At 48.2% G+C, this 22,041-nt stretch carries 17 protein-coding genes and 4 tRNA genes; 3 read left to right on the top strand and 18 right to left on the bottom strand.

Translation table 11 applies throughout. From position 1 onward, the window contains the following. Positions 1-40: 40 nt before the first annotated feature. The 8 genes from tig to XMA152_RS11560 all read right to left on the bottom strand — a co-directional run bounded on the left by tig (position 41) and on the right by XMA152_RS11560 (position 6,256). Positions 41-1,345, bottom strand: a complete 1,305-nt coding sequence (gene tig / locus XMA152_RS11595) for a trigger factor (protein WP_173483692.1) — start codon at positions 1,343-1,345, stop codon at positions 41-43. Positions 1,346-1,566: 221 nt separating this feature from the next. After that, positions 1,567-1,651: transfer RNA gene (locus tag XMA152_RS11590), tRNA-Leu, on the bottom strand. Positions 1,652-1,705: 54 nt separating this feature from the next. Continuing rightward, positions 1,706-1,790: transfer RNA gene (locus tag XMA152_RS11585), tRNA-Leu, on the bottom strand. A gap of 25 nt (positions 1,791-1,815) precedes the next feature. After that, a tRNA-His gene (locus XMA152_RS11580) sits at positions 1,816-1,891 on the bottom strand. 27 nt (positions 1,892-1,918) lie between these two features. Beyond that, positions 1,919-1,995, bottom strand: a tRNA-Arg gene (locus tag XMA152_RS11575). Between the two features lie 292 nt (positions 1,996-2,287). Then, on the bottom strand, positions 2,288-3,673 hold the full coding sequence (cysS, locus tag XMA152_RS11570; RefSeq protein WP_173483691.1) for a cysteine--tRNA ligase: 1,386 nt from the start codon (positions 3,671-3,673) through the stop codon (positions 2,288-2,290). Positions 3,674-3,685: 12 nt separating this feature from the next. Continuing rightward, positions 3,686-4,579, bottom strand: coding sequence for a hypothetical protein (locus XMA152_RS11565; protein WP_173483690.1), 894 nt, complete (start codon positions 4,577-4,579; stop codon positions 3,686-3,688). Continuing rightward, the gene (locus XMA152_RS11560; RefSeq protein ID WP_173483689.1) at positions 4,580-6,256 is read right to left on the bottom strand and encodes a glutamine--tRNA ligase/YqeY domain fusion protein; all 1,677 of its coding nucleotides are present in this window, start codon (positions 6,254-6,256) and stop codon (positions 4,580-4,582) included. 130 nt (positions 6,257-6,386) lie between these two features. On the opposite strand from XMA152_RS11560, the gene XMA152_RS11555 reads away from it, so the two are divergent. Both XMA152_RS11555 and XMA152_RS11550 read left to right on the top strand, forming a co-directional pair. Next, on the top strand, positions 6,387-6,881 hold the full coding sequence (locus XMA152_RS11555; protein WP_173483688.1) for a peptidylprolyl isomerase: 495 nt from the start codon (positions 6,387-6,389) through the stop codon (positions 6,879-6,881). A gap of 2 nt (positions 6,882-6,883) precedes the next feature. Continuing rightward, entirely contained in the window at positions 6,884-7,624 is a 741-nt protein-coding gene (locus tag XMA152_RS11550) for a UDP-2,3-diacylglucosamine diphosphatase (RefSeq protein ID WP_173483687.1), read from the top strand. On the opposite strand, the gene XMA152_RS11545 is transcribed toward XMA152_RS11550, so the two are convergent. Further along, on the bottom strand, positions 7,621-8,235 hold the full coding sequence (locus XMA152_RS11545; protein ID WP_371813303.1) for a tRNA-(ms[2]io[6]A)-hydroxylase: 615 nt from the start codon (positions 8,233-8,235) through the stop codon (positions 7,621-7,623). The genes XMA152_RS11550 and XMA152_RS11545 overlap by 4 nt on opposite strands. A 301-nt stretch (positions 8,236-8,536) precedes the next feature. On the opposite strand from XMA152_RS11545, the gene acnB reads away from it, so the two are divergent. Continuing rightward, positions 8,537-11,134: a bifunctional aconitate hydratase 2/2-methylisocitrate dehydratase gene (acnB, locus tag XMA152_RS11540; protein ID WP_173481023.1), complete on the top strand. Its 2,598-nt coding sequence runs from the start codon at positions 8,537-8,539 to the stop codon at positions 11,132-11,134. A gap of 298 nt (positions 11,135-11,432) precedes the next feature. Here acnB and XMA152_RS11535 read toward each other — a convergent pair whose 3' ends face one another. From XMA152_RS11535 to serS, 9 genes are all read right to left on the bottom strand, one after another. Continuing rightward, complete coding sequence (locus XMA152_RS11535) at positions 11,433-11,978, bottom strand: DUF1415 domain-containing protein (RefSeq protein ID WP_173481024.1); 546 nt, start codon at positions 11,976-11,978, stop codon at positions 11,433-11,435. A gap of 355 nt (positions 11,979-12,333) precedes the next feature. Next, positions 12,334-12,612: a class I ribonucleotide reductase maintenance protein YfaE gene (gene yfaE / locus XMA152_RS11530; RefSeq protein WP_173481025.1), complete on the bottom strand. Its 279-nt coding sequence runs from the start codon at positions 12,610-12,612 to the stop codon at positions 12,334-12,336. 15 nt (positions 12,613-12,627) lie between these two features. Further along, a complete protein-coding gene (gene nrdB, locus XMA152_RS11525) occupies positions 12,628-13,758 on the bottom strand; it encodes a class Ia ribonucleoside-diphosphate reductase subunit beta (RefSeq protein WP_173483685.1) in 1,131 nt (376 codons plus the stop codon). A 64-nt stretch (positions 13,759-13,822) separates the two neighbouring features. Next, the gene (nrdA, locus tag XMA152_RS11520) at positions 13,823-16,090 is read right to left on the bottom strand and encodes a class 1a ribonucleoside-diphosphate reductase subunit alpha (RefSeq protein WP_173481027.1); all 2,268 of its coding nucleotides are present in this window, start codon (positions 16,088-16,090) and stop codon (positions 13,823-13,825) included. A 313-nt stretch (positions 16,091-16,403) separates the two neighbouring features. Further along, the gene (locus tag XMA152_RS11515) at positions 16,404-17,357 is read right to left on the bottom strand and encodes a sensor histidine kinase (RefSeq protein WP_173481028.1); all 954 of its coding nucleotides are present in this window, start codon (positions 17,355-17,357) and stop codon (positions 16,404-16,406) included. After that, complete coding sequence (locus tag XMA152_RS11510; RefSeq protein ID WP_173483684.1) at positions 17,350-17,892, bottom strand: heme NO-binding domain-containing protein; 543 nt, start codon at positions 17,890-17,892, stop codon at positions 17,350-17,352. Before XMA152_RS11510 ends, XMA152_RS11515 begins: the two co-directional genes overlap by 8 nt. Before the next feature lie 91 nt (positions 17,893-17,983). Further along, positions 17,984-19,333: a Do family serine endopeptidase gene (locus XMA152_RS11505; RefSeq protein ID WP_173483683.1), complete on the bottom strand. Its 1,350-nt coding sequence runs from the start codon at positions 19,331-19,333 to the stop codon at positions 17,984-17,986. Positions 19,334-19,504: 171 nt separating this feature from the next. After that, positions 19,505-20,722: an FAD-dependent monooxygenase gene (locus tag XMA152_RS11500; protein WP_173483682.1), complete on the bottom strand. Its 1,218-nt coding sequence runs from the start codon at positions 20,720-20,722 to the stop codon at positions 19,505-19,507. A gap of 20 nt (positions 20,723-20,742) precedes the next feature. Then, positions 20,743-22,023, bottom strand: coding sequence for a serine--tRNA ligase (serS, locus tag XMA152_RS11495; protein ID WP_173481032.1), 1,281 nt, complete (start codon positions 22,021-22,023; stop codon positions 20,743-20,745). Between the last annotated feature and the right edge of the window lie 18 nt (positions 22,024-22,041).

Here is a 22,041-nt window from a genome sequence, read left to right as displayed (position 1 = left end):
AAGGATCTAAACGAGGTTTAGATCCATTACTCAACAATAATTACTGCTGAGCCGGCTTAAGAGCTTCTTCGTAGCTGACTTTAACTTCCTTCACCTTAGCAGATGCAAGAAGGTGGTCAACAACTTCGTCTTCTAGAGCAAGGCTACGGATCTGATTTAGCATCTGTTCGTTGCCTTTGTAGTAGCTGATCACTTCATCAGCATCGTCGTAGCTCTCTGCGATATCCGCAAGAATCGCATCAACACGCTCGTCAGTCGCTTCAAGGTTACCCGCTTTGATCACCTCTTGTACTAGAAGACCGATCTTAACGCGACGGATTGCCTGCTCTTCGAACAGCTCTTTAGGTAGAGTGTTTGGATCGATTTGAGCCTGGCCACCAAACTGCTGAACCGCTTGCTGACGAAGTACGTTCACTTCATCATCGATCATTGCTGCTGGTGCTTCGATATCGTTCTGAGCGATCAGTGCATCGAATACAGCTGTTTTAGTCTTAGTTTTAAGCGCGTGGTTCATTTCACGAGCCATGTTCTTTTCAACTTCCGCTTTGAATTCAGCTTCGTCTGCAGAAGAGACACCGAACTTAGCGAAGAACTCTTCGTTTAGCTCAGGAAGTTCTGGCTTAGACACTTCGTTAAGCTTCATCTTGAAGGTTGCAGCTTTACCCGCTAGCGCTTCAGACTGGTACTCTTCAGGGAAAGTGACTTCTACGTCGAACTCTTCGCCTTTCTTCTTACCGATGATGCCATCTTCGAAACCAGGGATCATGCTACCAGAACCGATTACTAGGTCTTGGCCTTCTGCTTTACCGCCTTCGAACGCTTCGCCATCTACGAAACCTTCAAAGTCGATGTTAACTTGGAAGCCTTCTTTAACCATGCCGCGAGTCGCTTTAAACGTGCTCTGCTGCTTGCGAAGTGTGTCGATCATGTTCTTAACGTCAGCCGCTTTGATCGATGCTGTTGCTTTCTCAACTTCAACGCCCGCTAGATCTTTTAGTTCGATCTCTGGGTAAACGTCGAATGTCGCAACGTATGCAAAGTCTTCACCTTCTTTATCAGTTTTGAACTCGATAGAAGGAGCGCCTGCTGGCATTAGTGATTCCTGCTGAACAGCTTCGTAGAAAGTCTCTTGTACGACGCGGTTTAGTACTTCGTAACGAATCGCGTCACCGTACATACGCTTAATCACTTTTGCAGGTACTTTACCTGGACGGAAACCGTCCATACGGCGAGTGCGAGCCTGCTGTACAACCTGCTTCTCAACGTCAGTATCGATACGTTCGGCCGGAACAGTCACGGTTAGTTGGCGCTGAAGGCCTGAAGTAGTCTCTACAGAAACTTGCATGGAATTCCTCATTAATTCTTTTGAGAGTGTCAAACTCTTCTGTCATCAAAAATGACGCAGTCCGAGTCATTAAAATCAAGCGCGAAATTTTCCGGTAACTGAGCCCATTAGTCAAGTAAACATGGCAACAGAACTGAAAAAGTTACAAGGTATAGAAAACGAAGATAAGCTTGATAATACGAGCGATAAAAAAGAGGGAACTTCTAAGGGGTGTTTCCAGATGGTGCGGTCGGAGAGACTCGAACTCTCACACCTTGCGGCACCAGAACCTAAATCTGGCGTGTCTACCAATTCCACCACGACCGCATCTGGATTGTTGCGATTCGGCTGAGCCGAACAGTATTGCTCGTTATAAAAGTATGGTGCGGTCGGAGAGACTCGAACTCTCACACCTTGCGGCACCAGAACCTAAATCTGGCGTGTCTACCAATTCCACCACGACCGCATACTTTTATGATGTACCCAAAAATTGGGGTGGATGATGGGGCTCGAACCCACGACCACCGGAATCACAATCCGGGGCTCTACCAACTGAGCTACACCCACCATTGTGGTACATCTGGACAGGTTGCTTGGCGCGCCCAGCAGGGCTCGAACCTGCAACCTACGGCTTAGAAGGCCGTTGCTCTATCCAATTGAGCTATGGGCGCCTAACGTGCTGCCCGACCTCACAAGTGACTGGATGGAAGTCGTCATCTGCGAGGAGGTGCGTATCCTACGACCTGACCTGCAGGTGGTCAATACCCTGTTTTACTTTTTTAAAGATTTTTTTTCGTTTTGATTAATAGTTGATCAGAAACCGGGGATTTCGGGGGTTTAGCTGGGGTTTCTGGAAGACGGTGAGGTGGCGGATGACAGGCTGAAGACCTGTCACCGGAGAATTAACCAAGCTACGGAGTGGCGGTGACTGGCTTTCAGCCTGTCATCCGCTCTCAAAGGCAACTACCCTTCCCGATACCAAGTCGTTCCTTCCGGACCATCTTTAAGGATGACTCCCGCTGCAGCCAATTGATCACGAATCTCATCAGAGCGGGCAAAGTCTTTGTTCGCTCTCGCCTCTTTACGCTCTACGATCAACGCTTCCACTTCGTCGCCACTGATCTCTCCAGCACTGCCCTGCTGTAGAAAATCTTTAGGGTTTTGCTGCAGTAGACCCACAACACCAGCAAGCGCCTTAATCTGACCTGCCAATTGTGAAGCCGCTGCCTCATCATTACCTTTCAGGCGGTTTAGCTCACTGGCCATCTCAAACAGCACAGCAAACGCCATTGGGGTATTAAAGTCATCATCCATCGCTGCAAAGAAACGATCGCTGTAGTCGTTTGAGGCGATCTCAACTTCAGGTATCTCAACCCCGTCGAGCGCTTGATAGAAACGATCCAGTGCTGAACGGGCCTCTTTAAGACTATCCAGCGAGTAATCGATCGAAGAGCGGTAATGCACACTCGATAAGAAGTAGCGAACCACCTCTGGATTATGCTCTTTAAGCACTTCACGAATCGTAAAGAAGTTACCCAACGACTTGGACATCTTCTCTTTGTTCACTCGCACAGGGCCAGCATGCATCCAATAGTTTACATAGGTCTTGCCATTAGCAGCTTCCGACTGAGCAATCTCATTTTCATGGTGCGGGAAGGGAAGATCAGGTCCGCCACCGTGAATATCAAAGGTTTCACCTAGACAGCATTTAGACATTGCTGAACACTCAATGTGCCAACCTGGACGGCCAGCTCCCCAAGGCGATTCCCAACTGGTCTCACCTGGTTTAGCAGCTTTCCAAAGTACAAAGTCGAGTGGACTCTCTTTTGCTGCCTCAACCTCGACACGAGCACCTGAACGAAGCTCGTCAATCACCTTATTGGTTAGGCGTCCATATGTCTCAAACTTCTCAACACGGTAGTAGACATCACCGTTGGCCGCTGCATAGGCAAAACCTTTGTCGATAAGGGCTTGGACCATGTCGATAATGTCTTGAATGTGATGGGTTGCACGCGGCTCTTGATCAGGACGCAGTACGCTTAGCGAAGCCTCATCTTCATGCATCGCCGCGATCATACGCTGAGTCAGCTGATCAGGAGTCTCACCGTTCTCAGCTGCGCGCTTTAGAATCTTGTCATCGACATCGGTGATGTTTCGAACATACTCAACATCCCAACCACGCGCCCGTAGGTAACGAGTGATCACATCAAACGAGACCATGACTCGCGCATGACCTATATGACACAGATCGTAGACGGTCACCCCGCAGACATACATGCGGATTTTACCCGCTTCAATCGGAGTGAAGGGCTGCTTTGATTTTGAAAGTGTGTTGTATAGTTGAAACATACTCTATCCGTATTAATGCATTTGAGTTGGCAGCTTAACCTCTGCCAACAACGCGCCACCCAGCGGACTGGTTTCGCGTGAAATCAATAAATGACCTTGGTACCAGTGAATCGCTTCCCACTGCCCCATCTTCGCCAGTGAGTAGCGCACCGCCTGATCAAACTGTGCCTGCCCCTGATCCACTGGAACTATCCAGACAAAGGGCTGGGTGACTGCAAAGCCACTGCCATAACCTATAAGCGCTAGACGACGACTCTTTGCGTCATAATCAGCTCCGGTAATTAAACCGGCCACATCAAAGCTCTGTTGCGACCTTACCGACTGTTGATCAGAGTTTGGATCGACTATATAGAGCCGACTCTTATGATCTCGCCAATTCTTAGTAAAGAGCCAGTAGTTACCGTCTACCTCTGTCACTGCTTCACAGTCACGATTGTGGTCTTGGCGCTCGACTGCTGGCGTGACATCAGCCAATTTCACATTAATTGTATTGGCATCTACCAAGCCTTGGCTTTCGTCTAGCTGGTCCCAACTGATTGAGTGGAACTGAAACCAGATACGATCACCGCGATTATTACCGCAATCAGCAATGACCAGCGCCTCACTGGTGGTAATCAGTGACTCCCAATCAAGGTTAGCCGCATTTCTTAGGGTAACCTTTTCCACCTTTGTGGCTGACTCATCCGTTAAATCAAACCCATAAAGGATGGGATCATTACCGCCATCATTAATGGACCATAGGGTCTGATTGTGAAGCGCCAAACCAGAGCCTTCTGGCAAATTTTCGTCTAAGGAGCGAATCGATGTTGGCATCAATCTCAGCTCTGACCACTGCGCTCGATTCACCGGTGACGATGAACAACCGATCAAGATCAGCAGTGGAAGAGCCAGAGAGATCCAGCGCATCTATTTCGCCATTTTCGCCCAAGAGTCACGAAGACCCACAGTGCGGTTAAAGACTAAGCGATCTGCGTTACTGTCTGGATCAACCGCAAAGAAACCCTGTCGCTCAAACTGATAACGGCTCTCGATTGCAGCATTCGCCATACCAACCTCTACACGTGCATTAGGGAATACTGATAGAGACTCTGGATTAATGAACTCCAAGAAATCGCGCTCTTTATCCCCATCTGGATTCGCTTCAGTAAATAGTCGATCGTAGAGACGCACTTCACAAGGAATCGAGTTGTCTGCACTGACCCAATGAATGACACCCTTGGGTTTGTAGTCGGTTGGGTTTTCACCTTTAGTCGCCGGATCATAGGTCACTAATAATTCGGTTACTTCACCCTGCTCATTAGTGACCACCTCTTCACAGGTGACACAGAAAGCGCCACGCAGACGTACGGCAAACCCTGGTGCCAAACGTTTCCACTTCTTAGGCGCTTCCATCGCAAAATCTTCGCGCTCAATCAGAAGGTTCTTAGTAAACGGAATACGACGTACGCCCATCGACTCATCTTTAGGGTGAACAGGCACCTCAAACCACTCCTCTTTACCCTCTTCGTAGTTGGTAATGGTCAGTTTGATGGGATCCGTCACACACATAGCACGAGGCGATTTAGCGTCCAGATCTTCACGAATAGCCGCTTCCAGCATACCCATGTCGACCGTTGAGTTAGAGCGTGTCACGCCGATCATGTCACAGAAATTACGAATTGAATCGGGTGTATAACCGCGACGACGCAAACCAGAGATGGTTGGCATACGCGGATCATCCCAGCCTGAAACGTGCTGCTCATCGACAAGCTGTTTCAGCTTGCGCTTAGAGGTGATGGTGTAGTTCAGATTGAGACGTGCAAATTCATACTGACGGGGTGTTGCCGGTACTGGCAGATTGGCAACAAACCAGTCGTAGAGTGGACGGTGATCTTCAAACTCGAGCGTACAGATCGAGTGTGTAATCTCTTCAATCGCATCCGATTGACCATGTGCGAAGTCGTAGCTCGGATAGATACACCACTTATCACCCGTCTGGTGGTGGTGTGCTTTGCGGATACGGTAGATAACCGGATCACGCATGTTCATGTTAGGCGATGCCATATCAATCTTGGCACGCAACGCCGCTTCACCCTCTTCGAAGCCACCATCACGCATCTTTTCAAACAGCGCTAGGTTCTCTTCAGGTGAGCGATCACGGAACGGGCTGTTTTTGCCCGGCTCGGTCAAATTACCGCGGTACTGACGCATCTCTTCGCCATTCAGCTCACAGACAAAGGCTTTGCCCTCTTGAATCAGGTGAGCCGCCCAAGCATAGAGTTGATCAAAGTAGTTTGAGGTGTAGCGGATGTCACCATTCCATTTGTAACCCAACCACTCAACATCGCGCGTAATCGCATCGATGTACTCTTGTGACTCTTTCTCTGGGTTGGTGTCATCAAAACGAAGGTTACAGACACCTTGGTACTTCTCAGCCGTACCAAAGTTCAGACAGATCGATTTGGCATGACCAATGTGAAGAAAACCATTGGGCTCTGGTGGGAAACGGGTAACAACCTTACCCTGATGCGTGCCCTGCTCTAGATCCTTTTCAACGATCTGATGAATGAAATTGGTAACGGTAACCGCTTCGTTTTTACTCATAATTCAACTTTGACGTGACTGTAAAATAATAAGCGCGGAATTATATGCCATCCGAACACGTCAATACAGGGCGAAACCTCTATTTGATCTGATATACTTCGCACAAATTTCAACTTAAAGGGAAAAACTGATGATCGTTCTTACGACCAACTTCGGCGAAATCAAAATTGAACTCGATTTTGACAAGGCTCCAAAAACTGCAGCGAACTTCGAACAGTACGTTAAAGAGGGTTTTTACGACGGTGTGATTTTCCACCGCGTCATCAGCAACTTCATGATTCAAGGCGGTGGTTTTGAGCCAGGCATGCACCAGAAAAAAACTCGCGAACCGATTGAGAACGAAGCCGATAACGGTCTAAGCAACGAGATGTACACCGTTGCAATGGCACGCACAATGGACCCACACTCAGCCTCTGCTCAGTTCTTCATCAACGTAGCGGATAACGCCTTCCTTGATCACTCTGGCAAGAACACGCAAGGCTGGGGCTACGCGGTATTTGGTAAAGTTGTTGAGGGCCAAGAGGTAGTCGACAAAATCAAACTGGTACCTACAACTATGAAAGTGGGTCACCAAGACGTACCGGTTGACGATGTGATCATCGAGAAGGCTGAAGTTCAGGCTTAATCTTGAAACGTCTATTCATTTCAGACCTTCACCTGCAAGCGGAGCGACCCGAGATCACTCGGGCGCTTCGTTACTTCCTCTCACATATCGCGCCTTCTAGCGATGAACTCTACCTACTGGGTGATATTTTTGAAGCCTGGATTGGTGACGATTTTGCCGACCCTGTTCTCAAGGAGATTCAGCCCTACTTCGAAGCCTTGAGCCGAACGGGTACCAGCATCTTTCTCATGCACGGCAACCGTGACTTCCTGTTAGGCAAGAAAAGTGCAAGGAAACTGTCAGCCGAACTGCTGCCTGAACAGATCAAGATTGAGCTACCCAAACGCGGCACCGCCCTACTGATGCACGGTGATGAACTCTGCATCGATGATTCAGCCTATCAGGCCTTTCGAAACCAGGTGAGAAACCCAAACTGGCAGCAAGGGTTTCTAGCAAAAAGCATTGATGAACGTCTCGCCATTGCACGCCAAATTCGCGATAAAAGCCAACAGCAAAATAGCAACAAAGAAGATTACATCATGGATGTAAATGTTGGATTTTGTGAAGAATTACTTACAAAAGAAGAGTGTCAGATACTGATCCATGGACATACTCATAGACCCAGCATTCATACCAATATCAATGGTAATGATTCGCTAACTAGAGTTGTTTTGGGTGACTGGAGCTCAAGCGGTTATTATCTTCTGAGTCACAAAAAGGAGTTCACACTCTCTAAGTTTGAACCCCCAGAAGATTTCACTTAATTGAGTGAAGGCTTACCCGAATGAAAGCGGAACAGATCATCTTCTGACTCCACTAACTCTTGCTCTCTCTGGCGGAAAAGTTCAATTCGATCGGTAATCGACTCACCCGCATAATCCTCAGCCAGTTTTAGATAGTCCTGATAGTGACGGCCCTCAGAGCGCAGCAGTGAGCGATAGAACTTAGCCAACTCTTCATCAAGGTATGGGGCCAATGCGGCGAATCGCTCACAGGAGCGTGCCTCAATAAACGCACCGACAATCAACGTATCGATCAATCGACCCGGCTCTTCACGTCGAACCAACTCATGCAGACCACTGGCGTAACGCGAAGCAGATAGGTTGCCATATTTAAAGCCTCGCTTATCCATCAGACCCAACACCTGCTCGAAATGGATCAACTCCTCTCGTGCGAGTCGTGACATCTTATTGAGAAGCTCTGGACGATCGACGTATCGAAACATCAACGTCATGGCCGTAGAGGCCGCTTTCTTCTCACAGTGAGCGTGGTCGGTCAGTAGCAGAGATTGATGCTTAGGATCTTTGGCCACCTGGATCCACTGATCCGGTGTTTGGCATCCTAAAAAGCTTTGAATCTCGGTTAACGCGTCCACGTCTCTCTCCATATCATTGTTGGGTGGGGCGAATTATAACGATCAGCGCACCTGTCCGGTACCCTCTTAGATATGTTGCGCTGCAGCGATATACTTTTTCTTTGTAAAACAATAAGAAAAGGTTCTATAAACAGCCGGTTACAAGCCCAAAGTATAAAGGCCTTTTAGCCTTTGGGTGATTAACAGAGAATGGCGACTCCTGTAGAATAACGGCGTTTTTTTAATAACCATTGATATCGGGAAGATATCCTCCTTTCGCCTCACAAGGGCGTTAGGTGTAGCCATTAATGAGGGCCATATCGTGCTTGAAGCTTACCGTAAACACGTTGAAGAACGTGCCGCAGAAGGCGTACCGCCAAAGCCACTAGACGCTGATCAAACCAGCGCACTGGTTGAGCTACTTAAAAACCCACCAGCAGGCGAAGAAGAGTTTCTTCTAGACCTTTTAACTAACCGTGTTCCTGCCGGTGTTGACCAAGCTGCTTACGTGAAAGCAGGTTTCTTGGCGGCGATCGCTAACGGTGAAGCTTCATCTCCTCTAATCAGCAAAGTTGCTGCGGTTGAGCTTCTTGGCACAATGCTAGGTGGTTACAACATCGAGCCAATGATCAAGAGCCTAGATGACGCTGAACTAGCACCTGCTGCTGTTAAAGGCCTATCACACACTCTTCTTATGTTCGATGCGTTCCACGACGTTAAAGAGAAGATGGATGCAGGTAACGCATCAGCTAAACAGGTGATGGAGTCTTGGGCTAACGCTGAGTGGTTCACTAGCAAGCCTGAAGTTGCTGAAAAAATCACAGTGACTGTATTCAAAGTACCTGGCGAAACAAACACCGACGACCTATCACCTGCTCCAGATGCATGGTCACGCCCAGACATTCCACTGCACGCTAACGCGATGCTTAAGATGGAACGTGAAGGCATTAACCCAGAAGAACCTGGTGTTAAAGGCCCTCTAGCTCAGATCGAAGAAGTTAAAGCGAAAGGCTTCCCTGTTGCTTACGTGGGTGACGTTGTCGGTACTGGCTCTTCTCGTAAGTCTGCAACTAACTCAGTTCTATGGTTCTTCGGTGATGATATCCCGAACGTGCCTAACAAACGTGCTGGCGGCTACTGTTTCGGCGGCAAAATCGCTCCTATCTTCTACAACACAATGGAAGATGCAGGTGCACTACCGATCGAGATGCCAGTTGACGACCTAAACATGGGCGACGTGATCGACGTTTACCCATACGAAGGTAAAGTATGTAAGCACGGCACTGATGAAGTGATCTGTGAATTCGGTCTAAAAACTCAGGTTCTTCTAGACGAAGTTCGTGCCGGCGGCCGTATCCCACTGATCATCGGTCGTGGTCTAACGGATAAAGCACGTGAAGCACTAGGCCTAGGTCAAACTGACCTATTCCGTAAGCCACAACAGCCTGCCGACTCTGGCAAAGGTTACACCCTTGCTCAGAAGATGGTTGGTAAAGCGTGCGGCATGGACGGTGTTCGTCCAGGCATGTACTGCGAACCTAAGATGACAACTGTAGGTTCACAGGACACTACAGGCCCAATGACGCGTGACGAGCTTAAAGACCTTGCTTGTCTTGGTTTCTCTGCTGACCTAACAATGCAGTCTTTCTGTCACACAGCGGCTTACCCTAAACCAGTAGACGTTAACACTCACCACACGCTTCCTGATTTCATCATGAACCGTGGCGGTGTATCGCTTCGCCCAGGTGACGGTGTTATCCACTCTTGGTTGAACCGCATGCTTCTTCCTGACACTGTTGGTACGGGTGGCGACTCGCACACTCGTTTCCCACTCGGTATCTCTTTCCCTGCAGGTTCAGGTCTAGTTGCATTCGCTGCGGCTACAGGCGTTATGCCACTGGATATGCCTGAGTCAGTATTGGTTCGTTTCAAAGGCAAACGTAACCCTGGCATCACGCTACGTGATCTAGTACACGCGATCCCTTACTACGCAATCAAAGAGGGTCACCTAACGGTTGCTAAAGCCGGTAAGAAGAACATCTTCTCTGGTCGCGTTCTTGAGATCGAAGGTCTTGAAGAGCTAACCGTTGAACAGGCATTCGAGCTATCTGACGCATCTGCAGAGCGTTCTGCAGCAGGCTGTACTATCACACTAGGTGAAGATTCAGTAGCTGAGTACTTGAAGTCGAACATCGTCATGCTTAAGTGGATGATCGCTGAAGGCTACGGTGATGCGCGTACTATCGAACGTCGTATTAAAGGCATGGAAGAGTGGCTAGCTAACCCAAGCCTAATGCGTGCTGATTCTGACGCTGAATACGCTTGTGTGATCGAAATCGATCTAGCAGACATCAAAGAGCCAATCCTTTGTGCTCCAAACGATCCAGACGATGCTCGCCTACTTTCAACAGTACAGGGCGAGAAGATCGATGAAGTATTCATCGGTTCTTGTATGACTAACATCGGTCACTTCCGTGCTGCAGGTAAACTGCTTGAAGCATCAGGTGCCTCTATCCCAACACGTATGTGGATCGCTCCACCAACTAAGATGGATGCGGCACAGCTAAGTGACGAAGGTTACTACAACATCTTCGGTAAAGCCGGTGCTCGCATGGAGATGCCTGGTTGTTCACTCTGTATGGGTAACCAAGCACGTGTTGCTGCGAAATCGACAGTCGTCTCTACTTCGACTCGTAACTTCCCTAACCGTCTAGGTGATGGTGCAGATGTATTCTTAGCGTCAGCTGAACTTGCTGCAGTTGCTGCACTAGAAGGCAAGCTACCAACGGTTGAAGAGTACATGAACTACGCTCAGAAGATCGACAGCATGGCAGGTGACATCTACCGCTACCTAAACTTCGATCAAATGGAAAACTACGTAGAGAAAGCCTCTTCTGTGATTCCAACGGTTCAAGCTTAATCGGTTGATTAACGCTTAAATAAACCCGGCTTTTGCCGGGTTTTTTTGTTTAATAACGAACCGCTCTGCGGTTGTTTCGCGGTTTACCACTTCGTGGTAATTCGCTCCTACAAACGGAGCATTAAATTGTAGGAGCGAATTGGCGCGCAGCGACAAACCGCGAAATTGTAGGAGCGAATTGGCGCACAGCGACAAACCGCGAAATTAAGATAGCGGATGAGAGGCTGAAAGCCAGTCACCGTCACTCCGTAGCTTGGTTAATTCTCCGGTGTCTGGCTTCAGCCTGACATCCGCCCTATCAGCGTTTTCCAGAGATCAACTCTTGAATCCCCTTCTCTCCCATCTCCCGCAACAGCTCCACATTACGTTCCGGCACCGAATCGATGTCAGGGTGTGTCTCGACGGCCCAGGCGACGCTCGCTTCGCGGAGCAGATGCATCATGGGATAAGGGGATCGATTGGTATGGTTTGCTGGGTCGATCTCTGCGACACCGTCAAACTGATAATCTGGGTGGAAGCCAGCCACTTGGAAAACGCCCGAATAACCCAACGCGTCGATCAACTCATCGACACCTGCCAAATAATCTAAGTAGGCATCAAACTCTGTCGTAAAGTTTGGGTGGATCAACAGAGTCGTTTCGATACTCTTATCGTTCACTAGTCGCTCTAGCTCTTCGACCAACAGCTGAGTAATCGATTCAATGTCGTCACCGGTGTAGACAACATAGCGCAACTGATTTTGATCGATGCTTTTCTTGGCGAAGGGGCATAGATTTAGCCCGACGACCATTTTATCCACCCAATGCTGGGTCGATTTGATTACTTCATTTTCAAAATCAGTCATTTACCAATACTCGTCGAAAATTAGTGATTACTTAATTATACCCAAAGGCGAAGTAAGGCAGTATTTTGATCCCTCTCTGTCAAGACCAAAAAGTGTTTTTTTCACCGTTTTTATTACTCACAGAATCTGTGGATAACTTGGTGAATAATGTTTGGAAGAAGTGCGCTATTACCGATGAACTGGGGCGTTCAGCAAATTGGTTCAATTTTGAACCGGTAAAAATAATTCTTTTAAATTCAATAACTTAAATTATTCAACAGGATTTTATAATTTTTTTTAAATATTTATGTACTTTTTTCTTATAAAAAACTTGCACTGTGAACAAAAATTATTTTTGACTCATTTTGGTGCGGATTTACAGGGGCTGTTCGGCGTCTGGAATTTCGATCTCTATGTGCCCTTTGGGACGACAACAGCAGGTTAAAACCTCCCCCTCTGCACAGTCCACCAGTGCATCCTGAACAGGTTCAACTTCGCCATCTAATAGACGCACCTTACAACATCCACAGTATCCACCGCGGCAGTTGTAAGGTGCAGGTATTTGTTGAGCTTCCAATGCATCAAGCAGTGAAAACTCATACTGGTAGTAGAAGGTATGATGGTTGCTGACTTTGATGCGTGGGATACCCGACATCGTCAAACCCTCAAATTAAAGGTCAAAGCCTTCGAAATCCTCATCCCCTACTTCGTTGTCGATTTGACCGACCAGGTAGGAGCTGATTTCCGACTCTTGAGGAGCCACTTGGACGTTATCGCTGACCAACCATGAGTTCATCCAAGGCAATGGGTTAGCGCGGTTCTCGAAGATCTCTTCTAGACCCAAGGCTTTCATACGGACGTTGGTAATGTACTCAACGTAATCACCCAAAATTCGAGCGTTTAGACCGATCATTGAACCCTGACTAAAGAGGTACTCTGCCCAAGATTTCTCTTGTTCTGCCGCATCACGGAAGAGCTTGATCACTTCCTCTTTCTGCTCAATAGCGATCTGTTTGAAATCAGGATCATCAGCACCCGAGGCCATGATGTTGATCATGTGCTGTGTGCCGGTGAGGTGGAGCGCTTCATCACGTGCAATCAGACGGATAATCTTCGCATTACCCTCCATCACTGCACGCTCTGCGAATGCAAATGAACAGGCGAAGCTGACATAGAAACGGATCGCTTCCAAAACGTTAACAGATACCAGCGTTAAGTAGAGTTTCGTTTTGATGTTGTAGAGTGTTGCATCGACCAGATTACCGTCGATTGTGTGCTTACCTTCGCCATGAATGGTGAAGACATTCACCAGCTCTATCAACTCATCGTAAAGACGCGTCACCGCTTCAGCTCGCTCAACGATCTCTGGGTTGGTCACGATGGTATCAAACACCTTAGACGGTTCAGTCACAATGTTGCGAATGATGTGCGTGTACGAACGGCTGTGAATGGTCTCACTGAACGCCCAAGTTTCAAACCAGGTCTCAAGCTCAGGGATAGAGACGATCGGCAAAAACGCGACGTTTGGCGACCGACCCTGCACTGAATCCAGCAGGGTTTGGTATTTAAGATTGCTCAAGAAGATGTGCTGTTCATGCTCTGGAAGTGCCATGAAGTCTTTACGGTCAGTACTTAGATCAACCTCTTCTGGGCGCCAGAAGAAAGAGAGCTGCTTCTCGATCAGCTTTTCAAAGATTGGATATTTCTGTTTGTCGTAACGCGCAACGTTAACACTGCGACCTAGAAACATCGGTTCGCGAGTTGCATCGTGATTACTGGTACTGAATGTAGAGTAAGACATCTGCCCTAACCTCTTCGTAAAAGTTTAAACGGCCGCCCGAAGTACTGGGCGGCGAACTACAGATTTAAAGTTTACAAGCGCCGCCTTCACAGCCACCCATGTCATCGTGCTGATCTTTAGCACCGTCACGAGTGTTGTGGTAGTAAAGTGTCTTAACACCGTACTTGTAGGCAGTTAGAAGATCTTTCAACAACTGCTTCATTGGTACCTTCTCACCAGGGAACTTAGCCGGGTCATAGTTGGTGTTTGCAGAGATTGATTGGTCTACGAATTTCTGCATGATGCCGACCAACTGTAGGTAGCCTTCGTTGTCTGGGATTGACCACAAAAGTTCGTAGTTATCTTTCAGCTCTAAGTACTCAGGTACGATCTGTTTCATCACACCATCTTTACTCGACTTAACCGAAACATAACCACGTGGTGGTTCGATGCCGTTGGTTGAGTTAGTAATCTGCGAAGAGGTCTCACAGGGCATCAACGCCGTAAGGGTGCTGTTACGCAGACCAAATTCACGGATATCTTCGCGAAGTGTCTCCCAGAAGTAGTTCAATGGCTCTTCGCAGAAGGTATCAACTTCACGCTTGTAGGTGTCGATTGGCAGAATACCCTGAGCGTAGGTGGTCTCGTTGAATTTAGGACAGGCACCCAGCTCTTTTGCCAAGTTGTTTGATGCCTTCAACAGGAAGTACTGAATCGCTTCAAAGGTACGGTGTACTAGGCCATTAGCACTGCCATCGGAGTAACGAACAGAGTTCTTCGCTAGGTAGTAGGCCATGTTGGTTACACCGACACCCAGAGTACGACGACCCATGGTTGCAGTGTATGCAGCTGGAACCGGGTAATCCTGGTAGTCCAACAGACTGTCTAGTGCACGAACAATCAACTCTGACAGCTCTTCTAGCTCATCTAAGTTCTCTAGTGCGCCAAGGTTGAATGCTGACAGTGTACAGAGAGCTATCTCACCGTCCGGATCATTCACCTCTTTCAAAGGCTTAGTTGGCAGCGCAATCTCAAGACAGAGGTTGGACTGCTTAACCGGCGCCACTGTAGGATCGAACGGACTGTGGGTATTACAGTGGTCGACGTTCTGAATGTAGATACGGCCAGTCGATGCACGCTCGGATGCAAGAATACCAAACAGCTCTACCGCTTTGATCGTCTGTTTGCGGATATTTGGATCCTGTTCGTACTGCTCATAGAGACGCTCAAACTCATCTTGGTCAGCAAAGAACGCATCGTACAAGCCAGGCACTTCGTGTGGGCTGAACAAGGTGATGTTGCCGCCTTTGATCAAACGCTGGTACATCATTCGGTTGATCTGAACACCGTAATCTAGGTGACGCACACGGTTCTCTTCGACACCACGGTTGTTTTTAAGAACCAACAGTGACTCCACTTCCAAGTGCCAGATTGGGTAGAACAGAGTCGCAGCACCCCCTCGTACACCCCCTTGTGAACAGCTTTTAACCGCTGTTTGGAAGTGTTTGTAGAAAGGAATACATCCAGTATGGAAAGCTTCACCCTGACGGATTGGGCTACCTAGGGCACGGATGCTACCGGCATTGATACCGATACCCGCACGCTGTGATACGTATTTAACGATCGAAGAGGCTGTCGCGTTGATTGAATCCAGACTGTCACCCGTTTCAATCAATACACAAGAGCTGAACTGACGGGTCGGTGTACGAACGCCCGCCATAATCGGCGTCGGTAGCGACAGTTTAAACAGAGAACAGGCATCGTAGAAACGTTTTACATAACCCAAACGCGTCTCTTGTGGGTATTTAGAGAAGAGACAAGCGGCTACCAACATGTAGAGCTGCTGTGGGCTCTCGTAAATCTTACCCGTAACACGGTTTTGTAGAAGGTATTTACCCTCTAGCTGCTTAACGGCCGCGTAGCTGAAGTTCATGTCGCGATCATGAGCAAGGTAGTCATTCAGCTCATTGAATTCCGCTTCAGTGTAGTCTTCTAAAAGGTGCTTATCGTAACGACCGTCATTCACCATGGCTTGGACATGGGCAAATAGGTGGGGTGGTTCGAATTCACCGAACGCTTTCTTGCGTAAGTGGAAGATCGCAAGGCGCGCAGCAAGGTATTGGTAATCAGGCGCCTCTTCTGAAATAAGATCGGCAGCCGCTTTGATTAGGGTCTCATGGATGTCTGATGTTGAGATACCCTCAAAGAATTGCATGTTGGCACTCAGCTCTACTTGAGAGACAGACACAGTCTTTAGACCGGTTGCAGCCCAAGTCACAACTTTGTGGATCTTCTCTAGATCCAGTGACTCTTGGCTACCATCGCGTTTTGTGACCTTTAAACCCTGTTGCATAACGACATTCCACTTCTTAGTCGGTGTTATTATTCGTGCTGCCTGAGGGTGCTGATCGCTACTTCACACAACACTATATCTTGTGGTTGTCTATCCAACATAAATCACTATATATAGTTATTCGACAAACAACAGACACTAAATATAGTGATCTAGACGAACTTTGCAATAGCAAATATGCGTCAAAAATTTCTTGACTTATTGGGCAAGGGGCGAAGATTCAGCTGTGGTGCGGGCTAGAAGAAAATAGATAATTTCGTCACATTTATATGACATTTTTAAGTAAAGAAATGGGTTGTAATATAAGAGGTGTTTAACGGGTGTGAATCGGCACTCTTAGCGTGAAAATTGTGCCCTTATTTGGTGCAGAATCAACCAAAAGCTCACCCTGATGGTGGCTAATAATGCCATAGGAGATGGATAGACCCAGCCCCGTACCTTTACCAATATCCTTTGTTGTGTAGAAGGGTTCAAAAATACGTTGCTGTATCTCTTTGGTCATCCCTTTACCGTTATCGGCTATCGATATCTCAACCCAGCCTTGGTTCTCTTTGGACGCGATCTCTAAGGTTGGTTCACGCTGACCCTCAAGCGCTTGTGCTGCATTGACAAGAATATTTAAAAGGACCTGATTGATCTCACCGGGGTTACAGAGCACTGGAGGAATCTCTTCAAGAGAGAGGTTGACCTTTGTGTTGGCACTGATCTGGTTGTTAATCAATTTAAGGGTACTTCGAATCCCCTCATTAAGATCAGCTTCTGTTCTATCCTGAGCATCCATTCGAGCAAAGCTTCTTAAGTTGCGAACGATCTCCTTCACCCTCTGCACACCGTCATTGGTATCAGAAACCAACTCATCTAATTCATCGGTGAAATATTCAAGATCTTCCTCTTCAAGGAACTTGAACACACGCTCAGCAAACGCTGGTCGTTCAGATTCATCTACCGCTAGAGATTCGATCAATAGAGGGTAGAGTTTAGCGATGGCGTCACTGTGCTGACCCAAGGTGTCTACATTAGAGTGAACAAACGACAGCGGGTTGTTAATCTCGTGTGCCACGCCAGAGACAAGCGTACCAAGCGTAGCCAACTTCTCAGATCGAATCAGTGCATCTTGCTGCGCTTTTAACTGAACCAAAGAGGCTTCGAGCTCCTGGTTTTTTTGAAACAGCTCACGCGAACGAGTCTCCAGCACATCCTCTGCTGCAAGGCGTGCTTTACGTTCTCGTTCATACGCTTGTTTGTATAGCTCTAACTCTTCAGACATTCACTTTACTTATGTTAAGTTCACAGTGGTCAGCCTCTCTGTGCATACAGATATGGTGCTCAATCTTGATAGGGGTTTGATAGTGAGTGGCCGCCCCCTGGATTAACCCCTCTGCCAAAATACAGAGTTTTCGCGGCGAACGATAGTTCATTACCAATCGGTTGTTGTCACCATTGGCGCAATCAATTGTCGGAAGGTTAGCCTCTGTGTAGAGTTTTTGTACCTCTAAGTGAATCACCGGCTCGATACTTTTCAAGAAACCAAACAGATCGCCCTCAGCTTCCACAAACATAGGGTAACGTTCAGCCAGCTTAGCAAACATGAAATCACCAAAACTGCGAATCACATCCTCTAGGGGAATATCGAGCGCCTGTTGGACTTCATGAACAATCTTAAAGAGTTCGGCATCTTCATAGGTATCGACTGAAATATAGCTACCCGCAACGCAGGCCCTGTTAAGAAGCTGTTGCCAGAGAACAACACCGCCCTTTTCCACTACCATATCCTCAAGGATATTAAACACTACACCTTTCATTAACGATTTCTCTCTAAGCCCTATATGACAATTAGGTAATTAATGAGTTCAGTGTAGAACAGTTTTGAAAAGTTGCTAGCTAATCTCAGATTTATCTTAAGACCAGATAAAACATTGAGCGGCCACGCTGAAGCTGAATCAATAACTGATTGGCACTGCCAGAGAGTTCACGATGAAGATCCTCTAGGGTTCGAACCGAACGTCGATTGATAGAGACAACAAGATCGCCAGCGACCAACCCTGCACGAGCGGCCCGGCTTCCCTGTTCAACACCTTTAACCTGAACCCCTCTGCCACTGGTCACTGGCTCAAAGACGGCACCAGACAGTAACGGATGAAGAGCCCCCTGTTCTGGATCAGATTTAGGTTGTTGATAGGCGACGATCAACTTGGCGGATTGCGGCTCAGCATTGCGCAGTAGTTCCAGCTTTAGTTGATCCCCTTCGGCTGCAAATGCCACGGCGTTAAGAATGGTAGCCGCTGAGATCAGTGCTCTACCATCCAATGTGGTAATGATGTCGCCGACTTGAAGACCGGCACGATCAGCAGGTGAGCCCTTAATCACCTCTGAAACGATCACACCGTTTTGCTGATCATCCAGCCCAAACGCCTGACGTAAATCAGCGGTTAGCGGTTGCACCGAAAGCCCTGCCCAGCCACGCGTCACGCGACCCTCTTCAATCAATTGATCAGCAACACGTCGTGCCATATTACTGGGGATTGCAAAGCCTATTCCGACATTTCCTCCGCTTGGCGCAATAATGGCAGTATTAACACCCACCAGGTCTCCACTCAAATCGACTAGAGCACCACCGGAGTTGCCGGGGTTGATAGAGGCGTCGGTCTGAATGAAGTTTTCATAACCCTCAATACCCAAACCTGAACGCCCTAACGCACTGACAACACCCGTTGTGATGGTCTGCCCAAGCCCAAAGGGGTTACCGATCGCCACAACAAAATCACCGACTCTGAGTGACGAGGAGTCGCGGATCGATAATTCACTCAATCCCGTGGCATCGATATCCAATACCGCAATGTCCACTTCAGGGTCGGCCCCAATCAAACGGGCTTTAAAACTGCGCCCATCGGTAAGACCAATCTGTACCTCGTCAGCCCCTTTAATGACGTGATAGTTGGTAATGATCGTACCCTGCTCGGCATCGACAATCACACCAGAACCGGCACTGCTCTGACTGCGGCGCTGTTGCGGAAAGGCATCTCTGGGAATGTTGAAAAAGCGTTGAAAAAAGGGATCGTTCAACAGTGGGTTGATGATTTGTCGGGTCGAGAAGGTCGAGATGTTGACGACTGCTGGATTCACCCTCTCCAACATAGGGGCAATAGAGGGCAAAGATTGCCCCTGCGAGTCACTGACCGGCAAGCCAGCCTGACTCACTGAGCTTATCAATAGAGAAAAAAACCAAACAACCGCAATCCGCATAACAGACACCTTTAATCGATATAGTTAATTAATAGGAGCAGATCGTTGTTAATTCAAGCTGAAGGTGACGGATTAAAGGGGTCAGACCCCGTTTTAGCTCACTGTTGGAGCGGTCTTGAAAAGGCCGCGATCGGAAGAAAATCGCCTCATCTTCGATAAGGCTCCAACCGTTTAAAACCGATCAATCCCTGAAGCGATTCTTAGCGCTTTTACGCGTGCGGGTTTGGCAGCACCTGCAATACCTAGCATTAGATTGCGTACCAATTTGAGGGGCTTTTTCTGATTACTGAAGAGGCGATAGAAGAGATCCATCGATTGCATCATCAATAGATTAGCGTTGCGGCGTTTCTGTTCGTAGCGTTTAAGTACATCAACTGAGCTGATCGACTCATTTCGAGACAGCGCATCATGAATTACCTCTGAAAACGCAACGACATCCTGAAATCCTAAATTAACCCCCTGACCGGCTAATGGATTGATCTGGTGTGCAGCATCCCCCAGAAGAGCAACGCCCTCGTCCACATAGCGCTGGGCATGCAGACGGCGCAGCGGAAAACTGGCTCTTGCTTGAATCGATTTGATGCCACCCAATCGATTTGGGAAATTGGCTTCGATGGTCGTTTTAAGTTGATCGAACTCCATCGACATCAACTGCTGTACCCGCTCAGGCGCGTCGTACCAAACCAAGGATGCATTCGATCCTGGCAGAGGCAGTAGCGCTCTTGGGCCCGATGGGTAGAACTGCTGCCAAGTAATATCCTGTTGCGGCAACAGCGTCTCAACGTTAATGACCATGGCCATCTGCTCGTAGTCCCACTGATGTGCGCCTAATGCAGCCGCATCACGCACCATTGACTTCCCACCATCCGCGGCTATCACCAGAGGGGTCATTAACGACTTACCCGAATCGAGTTCTATGATGGTCGATGCCGCCGAGTAGTCGATCCGCTCAACCCCGTCAGTGATTAAACTGATATTACTCTGGCCACTCAATTGATCTAGTAGCGCCCGTTGAACCAGACGGTTCTCAACTATGTAGCCCAGCTCGGACATTGAGATCTCTTGGGCAGAGAATTCTGTTGCTAAATTACGTGCTGCTTGACCTGCTAGACCTGGCGCATCTTCATCCATCTCCCAAACGCGCATGCGTTGATAGGGACAAGCTCGCAAAGAGAGAATGGGCTGCCAAGCACCTAATTGATCCAACAGATCGATAGAGGCAGGACTTAAAGCAGAGACGCGCAAGTCCATAGGTTGATCAGCGCTGAAGGCCTCAGGCAGAGAGCGCTCTAGTAGAGCGATATTAAGTTGGGTATCGGCTAGAGACAGAGCCACCGCAGCACCGACCATGCCGCCGCCAACGATGACTAGATCAAATCTACCTTCCATCTCTAACCTACCCGATTCGATTAGGCGCTGAGCACCTCAGTACCACCCATGTAAGGTTTCAGTACTTCAGGAACAACTACGGAGCCATCGGCTTGTTGGTAGTTCTCAAGCACAGCGACCAGTGTACGACCGACAGCCAAACCCGAACCGTTGAGTGTGTGAAGCAGTTCTGGTTTACCTGTCTCAGGATTTCTCCAACGAGCTTGCATACGACGCGCTTGGTAGTCGGTCATATTTGAGACAGATGAGATCTCACGATACTTAGCCTGACCCGGTAACCAAACCTCGATGTCATAGGTCTTAGCGGCAGAGAAACCTAGATCACCGCCACACAGATTTACCACACGATATGGCAGGTTCAGTGCTTGCAGAATACCCTCGGCATGCCCACACATTTCTTCTAATGCGTTCCACGAAGTATCTGGCTTAACCATTTGAACCATTTCAACTTTTTCGAACTGGTGTTGGCGAATCATACCGCGTGTATCACGACCTGCTGAACCCGCTTCAGAACGGAAACATGGACTGTGACAGGCGTAAGCCATCGGCAGTGTTTCAGCGTCGACAATCTCATCACGAACTAGGTTAGTCACCGGCACTTCGGCGGTTGGAATCAGGTAGTAGTGACGTTCACCGAACGGCACTTTAAATAGATCTTCCTCAAACTTAGGCAGTTGACCGGTACCTTGCAGAGACTCACTGTTGACCATGAAAGGAACATTGATCTCGGTGTATCCGTTCTTCTCAATATGAGTGTCCAGCATAAACTGCGCCAGCGCTCGGTGCAGACGTGCTAGAGGCCCTTTGATCACCGCAAAACGAGAGCCCGTTAACTTAGCAGCTACTTCAAAATCCAGACCGCCTAAGCCCTCACCTAGAGAGACATGATCTTGAACATCAAAATCGAATGAACCAGGCTCACCCCATACACGCACTTCAACGTTATCATCTTCGCTCTCACCCGCCGGTACAGAGTCATCGGGCAGGTTCGGTGTGCTCAGCAGGATATCATCCAACTTAGCTTGTACTTCGTTTAGTTTCTCTTTGGATTGATCAAGCTTAGCGCCAAGCTCGCCGACTTCAGCCAACAGCGGTGCGATATCTTGCCCCTGTGCTTTTGCTTGGCCGATCGACTTGGAACGGGTGTTACGCTCCTGCTGAAGGTTCTCTGTCTCAACTTGGATCTGTTTACGCTCCTGCTCTAGGGCATTAAATGCCGCTAGCGGAAACTCGTAACCTTTCTTTTTAAGCTGTTCAGCAATAGCCTCTGCGTTCTCACGAACCTGGCGTGGATCTAACATCGATCAAATATCCTTACA

It is taken from the genome of Marinobacterium sp. xm-a-152, assembly GCF_013282965.1.
Taxonomy (GTDB): Bacteria; Pseudomonadota; Gammaproteobacteria; order Pseudomonadales; family Balneatricaceae; genus Marinobacterium_E.
Note: the sequence above shows the minus strand (reverse complement) of the source record. Positions and strands in the feature narration are given on the sequence as shown.

What these genes read in the sequence shown, in the direction of transcription:
- nrdB (WP_173483685.1), bottom strand. Translation starts at nt 13,758, where the DNA reads ATGTCTTACTCTACATTCAGTACCAGTAATCACGATGCAACTCGCGAA.
- yfaE (WP_173481025.1), bottom strand. Translation starts at nt 12,612, where the DNA reads ATGTCGGGTATCCCACGCATCAAAGTCAGCAACCATCATACCTTCTAC.
- XMA152_RS11555 (WP_173483688.1), top strand. Translation starts at nt 6,387, where the DNA reads ATGATCGTTCTTACGACCAACTTCGGCGAAATCAAAATTGAACTCGAT.
- XMA152_RS11505 (WP_173483683.1), bottom strand. Translation starts at nt 19,333, where the DNA reads ATGCGGATTGCGGTTGTTTGGTTTTTTTCTCTATTGATAAGCTCAGTG.
- serS (WP_173481032.1), bottom strand. Translation starts at nt 22,023, where the DNA reads ATGTTAGATCCACGCCAGGTTCGTGAGAACGCAGAGGCTATTGCTGAA.
- tig (WP_173483692.1), bottom strand. Translation starts at nt 1,345, where the DNA reads ATGCAAGTTTCTGTAGAGACTACTTCAGGCCTTCAGCGCCAACTAACC.
- XMA152_RS11500 (WP_173483682.1), bottom strand. Translation starts at nt 20,722, where the DNA reads ATGGAAGGTAGATTTGATCTAGTCATCGTTGGCGGCGGCATGGTCGGT.
- XMA152_RS11535 (WP_173481024.1), bottom strand. Translation starts at nt 11,978, where the DNA reads ATGACTGATTTTGAAAATGAAGTAATCAAATCGACCCAGCATTGGGTG.
- XMA152_RS11515 (WP_173481028.1), bottom strand. Translation starts at nt 17,357, where the DNA reads ATGTCTGAAGAGTTAGAGCTATACAAACAAGCGTATGAACGAGAACGT.
- XMA152_RS11565 (WP_173483690.1), bottom strand. Translation starts at nt 4,579, where the DNA reads ATGCGCTGGATCTCTCTGGCTCTTCCACTGCTGATCTTGATCGGTTGT.
- XMA152_RS11510 (WP_173483684.1), bottom strand. Translation starts at nt 17,892, where the DNA reads ATGAAAGGTGTAGTGTTTAATATCCTTGAGGATATGGTAGTGGAAAAG.
- cysS (WP_173483691.1), bottom strand. Translation starts at nt 3,673, where the DNA reads ATGTTTCAACTATACAACACACTTTCAAAATCAAAGCAGCCCTTCACT.
- XMA152_RS11560 (WP_173483689.1), bottom strand. Translation starts at nt 6,256, where the DNA reads ATGAGTAAAAACGAAGCGGTTACCGTTACCAATTTCATTCATCAGATC.
- nrdA (WP_173481027.1), bottom strand. Translation starts at nt 16,090, where the DNA reads ATGCAACAGGGTTTAAAGGTCACAAAACGCGATGGTAGCCAAGAGTCA.